Annotated in this window: 13 protein-coding genes and 1 pseudogene; all 14 read right to left on the bottom strand. The window is 29.1% G+C overall.

Going from position 1 to position 12,321, the window contains the following annotated elements; translation table 11 throughout:
- Positions 1–119 precede the first annotated feature (119 nt).
- The gene (gene spoIVB / locus Q5O44_RS08325; protein WP_022167952.1) at positions 120–1,298 is read right to left on the bottom strand and encodes a SpoIVB peptidase; all 1,179 of its coding nucleotides are present in this window, start codon (positions 1,296–1,298) and stop codon (positions 120–122) included.
- A 173-nt stretch (positions 1,299–1,471) separates the two neighbouring features.
- Positions 1,472–3,172, bottom strand: a complete 1,701-nt coding sequence (gene recN / locus Q5O44_RS08320; RefSeq protein WP_022167951.1) for a DNA repair protein RecN — start codon at positions 3,170–3,172, stop codon at positions 1,472–1,474.
- A gap of 19 nt (positions 3,173–3,191) precedes the next feature.
- Positions 3,192–3,641 carry an arginine repressor gene (locus Q5O44_RS08315; RefSeq protein WP_022167950.1) on the bottom strand — a complete coding sequence of 150 codons (450 nt, stop codon included), beginning with the start codon at positions 3,639–3,641 and terminating at the stop codon, positions 3,192–3,194.
- On the bottom strand, positions 3,642–4,487 hold the full coding sequence (locus tag Q5O44_RS08310; RefSeq protein ID WP_022167949.1) for an NAD(+)/NADH kinase: 846 nt from the start codon (positions 4,485–4,487) through the stop codon (positions 3,642–3,644).
- Between the two features lie 44 nt (positions 4,488–4,531).
- Positions 4,532–5,341 (bottom strand): TlyA family RNA methyltransferase, encoded by an 810-nt coding sequence (locus Q5O44_RS08305; RefSeq protein ID WP_022167948.1) that lies wholly within the window; start codon positions 5,339–5,341, stop codon positions 4,532–4,534.
- Between the two features lie 14 nt (positions 5,342–5,355).
- The gene (gene dxs / locus Q5O44_RS08300) at positions 5,356–7,215 is read right to left on the bottom strand and encodes a 1-deoxy-D-xylulose-5-phosphate synthase (RefSeq protein WP_022167947.1); all 1,860 of its coding nucleotides are present in this window, start codon (positions 7,213–7,215) and stop codon (positions 5,356–5,358) included.
- 16 nt (positions 7,216–7,231) lie between these two features.
- Complete coding sequence (locus Q5O44_RS08295) at positions 7,232–8,095, bottom strand: polyprenyl synthetase family protein (protein ID WP_022167946.1); 864 nt, start codon at positions 8,093–8,095, stop codon at positions 7,232–7,234.
- Positions 8,085–8,300, bottom strand: coding sequence for an exodeoxyribonuclease VII small subunit (xseB, locus tag Q5O44_RS08290; RefSeq protein ID WP_022167945.1), 216 nt, complete (start codon positions 8,298–8,300; stop codon positions 8,085–8,087). Before xseB ends, Q5O44_RS08295 begins: the two co-directional genes overlap by 11 nt.
- A 14-nt stretch (positions 8,301–8,314) precedes the next feature.
- Positions 8,315–9,511, bottom strand: coding sequence for an exodeoxyribonuclease VII large subunit (gene xseA / locus Q5O44_RS08285; protein WP_022167944.1), 1,197 nt, complete (start codon positions 9,509–9,511; stop codon positions 8,315–8,317).
- A gap of 2 nt (positions 9,512–9,513) precedes the next feature.
- The gene (locus Q5O44_RS08280; protein ID WP_022167943.1) at positions 9,514–10,350 is read right to left on the bottom strand and encodes a tetrahydrofolate dehydrogenase/cyclohydrolase catalytic domain-containing protein; all 837 of its coding nucleotides are present in this window, start codon (positions 10,348–10,350) and stop codon (positions 9,514–9,516) included.
- A 27-nt stretch (positions 10,351–10,377) separates the two neighbouring features.
- Positions 10,378–10,785 (bottom strand): transcription antitermination factor NusB, encoded by a 408-nt coding sequence (gene nusB, locus Q5O44_RS08275; RefSeq protein ID WP_022167942.1) that lies wholly within the window; start codon positions 10,783–10,785, stop codon positions 10,378–10,380.
- A gap of 168 nt (positions 10,786–10,953) precedes the next feature.
- Positions 10,954–11,343 (bottom strand): Asp23/Gls24 family envelope stress response protein, encoded by a 390-nt coding sequence (locus tag Q5O44_RS08270; RefSeq protein ID WP_022167941.1) that lies wholly within the window; start codon positions 11,341–11,343, stop codon positions 10,954–10,956.
- Between the two features lie 86 nt (positions 11,344–11,429).
- A complete protein-coding gene (locus Q5O44_RS08265) occupies positions 11,430–11,948 on the bottom strand; it encodes a SpoIIIAH-like family protein (RefSeq protein ID WP_022167940.1) in 519 nt (172 codons plus the stop codon).
- Positions 11,949–11,985: 37 nt separating this feature from the next.
- Positions 11,986–12,321: pseudogene (locus Q5O44_RS08260) on the bottom strand (stage III sporulation protein AG); the annotation flags it as partial.

The following is a 12,321-nucleotide window of genomic DNA, read 5'->3' as shown; positions in this document are numbered from 1 at the left end:
TAATAAATTTAACATATTTAAAGGCTGAATGCTAGATAGCATCTAACTTTCAGCCATCGAAAATTTTATACTTTCCTATACTTTGAAGAAAGGCTACTAAATGAAATAGCAGTATTTATTTAATTAATTACACCTGCATCTTGTAACATCCATTCAATATATATTCCATATCCTACATCAGGTTTATTTATTAAGACATGAGTTACAGCACCTATAATTTTACCATTTTGTATTATAGGACTACCACTCATACCTTGAACAATACCTCCTGTTTTTTCCAATAAAACTGGATCCACAATTTTAATAATCATGCTTTTTGATCCAGGCTCATCTTGAGGAAGTAGCTTTAATATCTCAATATCATATGCTTTAGCACCACCATCTTCCACCGTAGTAATTATTTGTGCATGCCCTTCCTTTATTTCATCTCTATAAGCCACAGTCATTGCTTTATTAAAATTAGGATTAATTAATTCTACTGAGCCATCACCATATATACCTGAATTAGTATTTTTTTCGATGTTACCTATTGATTCATTTTCATTGATAAATAATCCCTTTATTTCTCCTGGATTTCCTCTTTCTCCTTTTTTAATACTTAATACTGAAGATCTAAGCAATGTACCACTCTTTATATTAAATGACACATTAGTATCTCCATCAGTAATAGGATGACCTAAAGCACCAAAAGTTTTGCTATCTTTATCATAAAAAGTCAATGTACCTATACCTGCTGTAGAATCTCTTACCCATAATCCAATTTTATATTCATTGTCTTCTTTTATTAAAGAAACTTTTTTTGTTATTTCAGAGTTTCCTCTCAGTATTTTTACAGTCATTTCATCATTTCTACAAGTTTTAACCTTACTTATTAAATCTGAACATGTTTCAATATTTTCCCCATTTACCTCTTCTATTATATCTCCCAGCTCTATGCCTGCCACTTTTCCTGGACTTTCACTTAATCCCTCATGTGTTGATATATCAGAGTAACCTACCACTAAAGCACCTTTATTATTTATCTTAACACCTATGCTTATTCCACCAGGATAAACTTCAATATCTTTTCTCTTTTCTTTATGCAAAGTTGTTAATGCCTTAGAATTGATTAAGCTAGTATAACAATCAATAGAGTCAGTGTTTTGTAAATCATTCATTACATATGAAGTTGTATCTTGCATTTGGTTTTGTGTATATAATTTATCGTCTTTTGAGTTATTATTATAAACTCCAATTAAAACCAGAATGAAGATTGGAGCAGTTATTATGCTAAAATTTTTAATAAGTTTTTTTATCATTTTATCTCCTCCTTTGCTTCTGATTTTAATTTTCCCTATAGCTATTTTTATATGCTATAGTAACTTTGTTATAAAAGTCAAAAATTATATAAGCAAAAAATTTTATATAAAAAAATAAAACCATGGAGAATTTCCATGATTTTATTTTTTGCAGTAAATTAGTGTATTATGTATTAAATAAATTCATTTTTTATTTCTTTTTTCTTAATATCAGCTAATTTAACCATTTCTCTTGAATTATCGATGGCAACATCACTTAAGTTATCTCCACCAATCATTTTTGCAATTTCACAAACCTTATCTTCTTCATTAAGCATTCTTATTTGTGTAAATGTCTTACCATTTTCAACTTTTTTTGAAACAAAATAGTGATTATCTGATAATGCTGCAATTTGTGGTAAATGTGTAATACATAAAACCTGATGCTTTACTGATACTTGATACATTTTTTCACCAACACGCTTTCCTATGGCACCACTTATTCCAGTATCAATTTCATCAAATATTAACGTTGGTATTTTATCTTTATCAACAAAAACACATTTTAACGCAAGCATTATTCTTGATAATTCACCACCAGATAATACTTTCTCCAGTGGTTTTAGCGGTTCACCAGGGTTTGCTGAAATTAAGAATTGAACATCATCATATCCTCTACTATTGGCTTCTTCACTTAAGTTTACATCTATATTGATAATAGCTTTTTCTAGTCCTACATATGATAATTCTTCTTTAATTCTTACTTCTAAATCTTTAGCTGACATGCATCTAAACTCATGTAGCTTTAAGCCTATATCTTTCATTTCTTTTTCAATAACACTTAATTCTTTTTTCAATTTCAGTATTATTTCCTCTGAATTAATAAATTCATCATATTGATTTTTAAGCTTTTCTAAAAATTGAAGAATTTCATCAATGGAATTACCATATTTTTTCTTATATAAACTAATTTCATATATTCTCTCATTTATTGCTGCAAGTTCATTTTCATCATAATATACTTCATTAGCTATATCTCTAATATCTCTTGTTGATTCTTCAAGTAAATAATATGCTTCTTCCACTTGTACTCTTTTATCTTTAATTTTTTCCAAATGCATTTCTGAATGCGAAAGCTCAGAAATAACTTTAGATAATAATTCTAAAACCGAATTTCCTTGTGGATTATTATTTAAATAATTATATGAATTTATAAGGCTTGAAGATATCTTTTCTGCATTTGCTAAAATATTATATTGTTCTCGTAAATCTTCTTCTTCACCTGGCTTAAGTTTTGCTTTTTCAATATCCTCTATTTGAAATTTTATATAATCAAGAAGCTTTTCTCTGTCTTCATTACCTTTTAATTCATTAATCTTATCTTCGATCTCTGAATATCTATTTTTAAATATTTCAAATTGTTCTAGTAAAGGACTTATATTTTCAGAATTATATTCATCTAAATATAATATATGTGTTCCTTTGCTTAATAAAGATTGATTTTGATGTTGACCATGGATATCTAAAAGCTTTTCTCTAATCTTTTTTAACTGTGATAATACTATGGTTTTTCCATTTACTTTAATTATACTTTTTCCTGAAATAGTTGTTTCCCTTGATACAACTAATAGCTCATCTGCTTCTATGTTTAAATCATTTAGTAAAGTATAAATTTCATCATTTTCAATATCAAATATAGCTTCTACATATGTTTTATCTTCGCCATACCTAATAAGATCTTTAGAAAACTTTCCACCTAATACATAATCTATGGTATCTATTAAAATTGATTTACCAGCACCGGTTTCTCCAGATAAAATATTGAATCCAGCTCCAAACTCAACAGATAATTCTTGGATTAAAGCAAAATTCTTTATATTTAAAACAACAAGCATTATAACCCACCTTTTAAATTTATAAAATTATTTTTCTAATTTTTGTTATTAATTCTAAAGCTTTTTCATCAGTTCTTATTAAAATGAATATTGTATTATCACCAGCTATTGTACCAGCAATATCTTCTGAATATAAGCTATCTATAGCTTCAGCAGCAGCAGATGCAGCACCAGTAAGTGTTTTTACCACCACAAATTTATCAACCTTTTCCACTGATATTGCTGAATTAGCAAGTATGCTAAAAAGTTTATCATTTATATTTCTTTCTTCTTTAGTGGGAGCCACATATCTATATTTACCTGATATGCTTTGTACCTTTAAAAGCTTTAATATTTTTATATCTCTTGAAATAGTAGCTTGAGTAACTTCAAAACCACTCTTCTTTAACTCTTCAGCTAATTCTTCCTGTGTTTCTATTTCTTTTTTATTAATTATTTCTAAGATTCTATTATGTCTCTTTGATTTCATCTACTCACCTTCTTCTTTTTCTGAGTTATATAGTATTTTTTTTCTTAAAACATTAAAATAATCATAATCATCAAGAAGGATTATTTCCGCACAATGTTCAGATTTGGTAATAGTAATAATTTCATCATCTTCTTTTTTAATGACTTTCTGTCCATCAACAGTTAGGTATATTTCTTCGTTATTATTATCCACATTGATTTCTATGACAGAACTGCTATTTAATACTATTGGCTGCATTGCCTTTGTATGTGGGCAGATAGGTGTTATTGTAACAACATCAACATCTGGATAAATAAATGGTCCTCCTGCTGAAAAAGAATATGCCGTAGAGCCAGTTGGTGTGGCAACAATAAGCCCATCGCCCTTAAATGATATATATAGTTTCTTATCAATATATATATCAAATTTAATTATTCTTGATAAAGTTCCTCTTGCTATAACTACATCATTTAAAGCCTTTAACACATTAGAATTTTTTCCAGTATTGCATTGCAATAGTATTCTCTTCTGCTTTGTATATAATCCTTTTTTTATTTTTTCTAATGAACTCTCAAGTTCCCCATATTCTACACTGGACAGGAAGCCTAAATTACCAATATTAACTCCTAATATAGGAATATCCTTATATCCATTTAAGTCTCGTGCTACACTAAGTATAGTTCCATCTCCACCTAAAACAATTACAAGGTCAGTATCATCATCTATTTCATTAAATGCAAGTTCATAACTATTTAAAACTTTTATTTTAACACCATTAAATTTACGTGATACCTTTGATATAACATTGGATAATATAACTCCGTCTTTATCTTTAGAAGGATTTAAAGCTATTAAAACATGCTTCATAACCTCACCCCTAATAATTTATAATACACCTAAAGCCAGCTATATTACAGCTGGCTATGTGAATCTTCAATAATTTGATCAATGACGTCAAATTTAAAATCAGTTTCTCTTTCCTTGTCCTTAGTGAAATAAACTAGGTATTCTCTATTACCTTCTGGTCCTTTAATTGGTGAGAAGCTTAATCCAAGCACTGTAAATTCATTATCAATTAAGAAGTTAACTATATTTGTAACAATTTCTTTATGAACAGCCTTATCTCTTACAACACCTTTTTTACCTACTTTATCTTTTCCTGCTTCAAATTGTGGCTTAATTAATGCAACTACGGATCCATTATCCTTTAATAATTCTTTTACAGCTGGCATAATAGTTCTTAAAGAGATAAAAGATACATCTATTGAAGCAAAATCAAGTTTTTCACCGATATCTTCTGGTGTTACATATCTTATATTAGTTCTCTCCATACAAACTACTCTTTCATCAGTCCTTAGCTTCCAAGCAAATTGCCCGTAACCAACATCCACTGAAAATACTTTTTTTGCATTGTTTTGTAGCATACAATCTGTAAATCCACCTGTTGAAGCACCAATATCCATACATACAGTATCAGTTAAATCAATGTTAAATTCCTTCATTGCTTTTTCAAGCTTAAATCCTCCACGGCTTACATAAGGCATTTTTTCTCCTTTGTAAACTATGTCAGCTTCAACACTTACTTTTTCTCCAACTTTATCTACTTTTTGTCCATCTACATAAACCAAACCAGCCATAATACTTGTTTTAGCTCTTTCTCTTGAAGTGCATATACCTTTTTCAACTAAAAGTACATCTAATCTTTCCTTTTTAACTGCCATTTGTTTCTCCTTTATCATTTAATCATTGTAACAACAGTATTCTTTATTGCAGTTGAATCTAATCCATAGTCTGAGTAAAGTAAATCAACTTTTCCATGTGGAATAAATTCATCTTTATATGATAGAGATTTAAATTTACCTCTAAAGCCTAAATTATATAATGCTTCTATAACATAATTTCCAAATCCACCATTACCAATATTATCTTCAACTGTAATAATATCATAATTATTTTCAACTAATTCTTTTAACATTTCTAAATCTAAAGGCTTTATAAAAGAAGCCGAAATAATTGTAGGATTGATTCCTTCATCAATAAGTTCTTCATGGGCAAGCATTGCATATTGCACCATTTTACCTACAGAAAGGATAGCTACTTTATCACCATCTATAATCTTTTCCCATTTTCCATATTTTATTTCACTTAGTGGATTTAAGTTATGATAAATATCTCCATCTCTTGGATATCTAATTGCTATAGGCCTATTTTCTTTTAGGGCCCATTTCATCATTACTGGTAGTTCTTCCACTTGCTTAGGAGCAAGAACCGTCATATTAGGTATTAAAGATAGATACGATAAATCAAATATTCCTTGATGTGTTTCTCCATCATCACCAACAATGCCTGCTCTATCTATTGCAAAAATCACTGGCATATTTTGAATACACACATCATGTATAATCTGATCAAAAGCTCTTTGTAGGAATGTTGAATATACTGCAAATATCGGTCTAAGTCCTGCACTAGCCATACCTGCTGCTAAAGTAGTAGCATGCTCTTCTGCTATTCCCACATCAAAAAATCTATTTGGATACAACTTAGCAAATTCATTAAGGCCAGTTCCATCAGGCATTGCAGCTGTTAAGCATACAAGTTTTTCATTTTCTTCTGCTTCTGCAACTACAAAATCTCCAAAAGCTTTTGAATATTTTACACCTGGTTTCACATCAGTTTTTTTTGTATTATCGCTTATACCAGCAACTCCATGATATTTATTAGGGTTCTCTTCTGCAAGCTCATATCCCTTACCTTTTTTTGTTATTACATGAATAAGAACTGGTCCATCTATTTGTTTTGCTCGTGTTAATACTTCATTCATTAACTCAATATCATGTCCATCAATTGGACCTATGTATTTTAGCCCCATTTCTTCAAACATCTTTGAAGGAACAACTAAATTTTTAATACTATCTTTTATTTTATGAATTGAGTTTGCAACACTTTTACCAACTACTGAAGTATTAAGTGTTTCATTTATTTCATTCTTAATTTTATTATAATTTGGAGCAACTCTAAGCATATTTAAATGATTAGATAATGCTCCAACATTCTTGCTGATAGACATTTGATTATCGTTTAAAATGATAATCATCTTACTTTTATTAAAGCCTACATCATTTATGGCTTCTAAGGCCATTCCACCTGTAAGTGCACCATCACCAATAACTGCTACTACATTGTAATCTTCCTTAAGAATATCTCTTGCTCTTGCTATACCTAAAGCCGCTGATATAGAGGTACTACTATGTCCTGTACCAAAAGCATCATATTTGCTTTCACTTATTTTAGGGAATCCACTAATTCCTTTATATTTTCTTAGTGTATTAAATTTATCTTTTCTACCAGATAACATTTTATGAACATAGCTTTGATGACCAACATCCCATACAATCTTATCTTTCTCTAAATTAAAATTTTTATATAAACTTAATGTTAACTCAACTACTCCAAGATTTGATGATAAATGTCCCCCAGTCTTAAGGACATTATCTATTAAGAATTCTCTTATTTCATTGGAAAGCATTGTTAATTCTTTATTACTAAACTTATGAACATCAATTGGTGAACTAATCTTGTCTAATAACTTTGACATAAATATCCTTCCTTTGTTAAAAATCTCTTTTCAAAAGTTCTATAGTTAGCTCTTTTAAGATATCTGTGTTAACTGAAATCTTGTCTAAAATAGTAATACATTCAGCTGTTAAGTCTTCACACATTACCTTGCATTCTTCTAATCCGTACATAGTAATGAAATTTGATTTATTCACATCTGCTAAAGTATTCTTTCCTAATTTCTCTACATCTCCAGTTACATCAAGTATATCATCTTTAATTTGAAATGCTAATCCTAAATTCATTCCAAATTTATTTAACAAATCTATTTCACTTTTGTCTGCTTCTGCTAAAATTGCACCTGCAACTATAGAAGATCTAATAAGCTCTCCAGTTTTCTTTAGGTGCATATAATTTAATTCCTCTTTAGAAATTCTTTTCCCTTCATTTATGATATCTACGACTTGACCACCTATCATTCCATCTGCACCAGCAGCATAAGCAATTTCTCTTGCAGCAACAAGTGCATCTTTTCCATGTTTTATTGAGAAATCCATAAGTAAAATCATTGCTTCGTTTAATAAAGCATCTCCTGCTAAAACTGCGATATTTTCTCCATATACCTTATGATTAGTAGGTTTTCCTCTTCTTAAGTCATCATTATCCATACATGGTAAATCATCATGAATAAGTGAATAAGTATGAATCATTTCAATAGCTGCTGCCATATCAATTATTTCTTTATCTTCACCTTTGTACATAAAGTATACCAGCATAAATAATATAGGGCGTATCCTTTTACCACCAACGTTTAAGCTATAACTGGCAGCGTCATATATTAATGAATTATATGAACCTTTATCCTTAAAGTAGTTACTTAGATAATTATCAACTAATTCTTTCAATTGTTTAATTCTCATTATCATTTACCCTATCTGAAGCTTCTTTTAGTGTTATAAATTTACCCTCTAAATTAGCTAGAGTCTTATATAATTTATTAACTAATTTGCTTCCCTTTTCATATTCTTTCATAGCATCTTCAAGACCTAAATCGTTGTTTTCTAAAGTCTCAATAGTGGATTCTAATAAGTTTAGCATTTCATTATAATTTTCTTTTTTTGCCAAAGCATTCTCCTCCTCTACAATAATTTTAAATTCCCCTTAATCATTCCATCACTTAAGTTTATTTTAACATTCATATCTTTATTAAAATCTTTAGTTTCTTTTAGTATATTTCCATTTTCGTCTTCTATTATAGCATAACCCTTAGATAAAATATTTAAAGGACTATGTGCTTGTAATACGTTATTCAATGAAATCAATTTTTGCTTTTCAATGGCTATTTTTTTATTAAGCAAATTATCAAGCTTTTCTTTAACTCTTTCTACTTCCAAATAACTATTTACAATCTTATTCATTGGTGAATTTAAACTTAATATTTTAGAGAAATTATCAATTTTAGATTTTTCATCATTAAATCTTTTAATCATATACTTATTTAAATAATTCTCATATTCACTAATAGCAGAATAAATCTCACTATCTAAAGGAACAGCTAGTTCTCCTGCTTGAGAAGGAGTAGAAGCTCTAAGGTCTGCTACAAAGTCAGATATTGTATAATCTATTTCATGACCAACAGCTGAAATAATAGGAAGTTCTGAGTGGAAAATTTCCTCAGCTAGAGCTTCTTCATTAAAATTCCATAATTCTTCAATGGAACCTCCACCTCTACCAATAATTATTAAATCAACATTCTTTTTATTATTAAAATACCTAATTCCCTCTATAATAGTCTTATAGGCATCCTTTCCTTGAACTTGTGCTGGATATAAGAAAAGATCAACAAATTTATTTCTTCTTCTGATAACATTTTTTATATCTTCAATGGCAGCTCCAGTTGCTGAAGTAACTATGCCTATAGCTACTGGATCCTTTGGGATTGGTTTTTTATTTTCTAAATCAAAATATCCTTGGAGTTCTAATTTCTTCTTCAATTGTTCATATCGTATGTATAAATCTCCAAGGCCTTCCTTTTCAATTTCATTGCAATAGATTTGAAAGGTTCCATTTGCTTGATAAGCTGATACTTTTCCTTTTACTATGATATTCATCCCATCTTCTAACTTGAAAGTCAATTCATATGCTTTATTTTTAAACATAATACAGTTTATCTTGCCATTATCATCTTTTAGAGAAAAATATATATGTCCTGATGAATGATATTTTAAATTAGAAATCTCCCCTTTTACAGAGAGATTGTTTAATATAAAGTCATTATCTAATATTTTTTTTATATAATTATTTAATTCTGATACAGATAATGTTTTAATTTTCATAATTACTTCAATGCCTCACAAAGATTTTTCATTAAAAGTGTAGTTGTTAATGCACCAACTCCACCTGGTACTTTTGTCATATAAGATGATTTTCCAATAACATCATCTAGTAAAACATCACCAGTTATTTTTCCATTTAAAGAAGATGTACCAACATCTATAACAATTGCACCTTCTTTTACATATGAAGAATCGATGTAATTTGGTATACCAATGGCTACAATAAGTATATCTGCTCTTTGACATACACTTTGAAGATCCTTAGTCTTAGAATGACAGACAGTAACAGTACAGTTTCTTTCTAACATTAAAGCAGCCACAGGCTTACCTACAATATTGCTACGTCCAATAACAACTACTTCTTTTCCTTGAAGATTAATATTTAAGCTATCTAAGATTGTTACCACAGAATTAGGAGTGCACGGTATGAATTTTTTGTGACCTGCATATAATTTACCTTGGTTGATATAAGTTAAACAGTCTATATCCTTATCTGGCGATATATATGATATTACCTTTTTCTCATCAATATGCTTTGGTAGTGGTAATTGAAGTATAATACCATGAATTTCTTCATTATTATTTAATGTTATAATTTCATTAATTAATTCTTCTTCAGTGGTAGATTCTTCTAATAATATTTTTTCAAATAGTATTCCTAAAGAATTAGCTACCTTTTCTTGACTATTAATGTAAAAAATAGATCCACCATCTTCACCTACAACAATTGATGCTATCTTAGGTATCATTTTCCCATTATTTTCTCTTTGAGAAACAAATTCAATAATCTGCCCCTTTATCTTCTTAGCTAAATCTATAACGTTAATTATTTCTCCCATTCTCTATAACTCCCCAACAACTTATATTTATTTTATATTTTTAAATGCCTTATCTAAAGCTCCATTAACAAATGATACGCTCTTATCATCTGAATATTTTTTAGTAAGCTCAATTGCTTCGTTTATAGCAACTACCTCAGGAACATCATTAATATAAAGCATTTCTGCAATTGCTAATCTTACTATTGTTAAATTAACTTTAGAAACTCTATCTATAGTCCAGTTAATTAATGAATTTTTTATTATTTCATCAATTTCTTCTTTGTGATCTACAACAGATTTCATTACTTCTTTAATGTATTCTAAATCTATAGTCTTTAAATCCATTTCGTAATCTTCAACAAAGCATTCTATAGTTTCTTCATAAGAATTTTTGCTTATTTCCATGCTAAATAATAATTCCATTGCAATTTCCCTTGATCTTTTTCTTTTCATATTTTCCTCCTAAGTGTCCTCTAAACATCATATATTAGTTTTATTATAAACTTTTATCATATTAATTAAACATATGTATATTACAATAATATTAACATTATGTCTATTAAAAGTTAATATATTTCTCTCATGCAATGAGAAACCCTCTGAATTTCAGAGGGTCATCAATTAAACTTCTTTTTCTAAGTTTTGTTCCTTTTTAGGAACATATATGTTTTGAACATTAACATTAACTGCTTCAACATTTAACCCTGTCATAGCTTCAACTGTCTTCTTAACATTTTCTTGAACTAAACTTATCACTTCAGGAATATTTATTCCATATTCAACAGCAACAGTTAATTCAATAGTTGCAGCATCTTCACCTAAGGTTACTTTAACACTCTTACCTGTTGTAGTCTTCTTACCTTTTAAAATTTGAGATATATTATTGCCAACTCCTGTTGGAATTTCAACTATTCCTTGTATCTCTTCAGCAGCTATGCCAGCTATAACACTTACAACTTCATCAGATATTCTAACTACGCCTAAAGTAGATTCGTCCTTAATATTTTCCATACTTCACCCTCCTCAAGGTATACAGTTTAGCACACCTCATTTATCATAGGTACATTATAACAAAATACATTAATTATGACAATGCATTATTTCTTTGCTAGTATTGTAATATCAGTTAATGTAGTTATATCTTCAACAGATTTTTGAATTAAACCTGATTCTTCTTTAGTTAAATCCTCATCAACCTTTACATAAACTTTAACCTTATTATTATCTATCATACATATTGCATCTTCATATCCTTGATTTTTAATATCTTGTTCTACACTGCTTTCTTGAGCTTTTATATTAGTCTTATCTATTAACTTTTGATTTGCTATGTCTTTTTGCTCTTGAGAAGTAGTTTCATCATTCTTAATAGATTCTAGATTTTCAACATAAAGAGAATCTTCTTGTTCTTTAGCTGCTCTCATATTATAGAAATAATCTTGTGTGCTTAATGTTTCCTTTTCCTCATCTGTTATTTCATCATCATTTTGTTGTAATACTGCACCTAAATCTCCTGGATCATTAAATCCATCCTTATTAAGTTTAGATGCTAGTACACCTACACAAACAATTAAAGCCATCAGTGTAAATATAATTGCAAATTGTCTTTTTGTCATATATACTCCTCCCATATACTTTCTAACAAATTATATGCTAATTTTTTGATGGATATACATTAACCTTGTCTAAACCTATATCATATAGTTTTGAAACTGCTAGCTGTATTTCATATTTAACCTTACTACTTGTAGCACCTTCTGCAGTGATAATAACCCCAGTTACTGCTGGATTATATACCTTAGTTATAAATGGATCACTACTGCTACCATTTGAACTCATTACTACTGTATCTCCCTGACTTTCCTGCTCTGTTGTCCTTGTCCCTCCGTTTCCATCATCTTCTACTGTTTTTGAAATTTGATTAGAACTATCCACTGCTGGAACTTTTACTTCACCACTTTCAAAACGAATCATAACAGAAACCTTCCC

Source organism: Clostridium sp. CAG:221 (genome assembly GCA_000435835.1).
GTDB lineage: Bacteria > Bacillota > Clostridia > Clostridiales > Clostridiaceae > Clostridium.
Note: the sequence above shows the minus strand (reverse complement) of the source record. Positions and strands in the feature narration are given on the sequence as shown.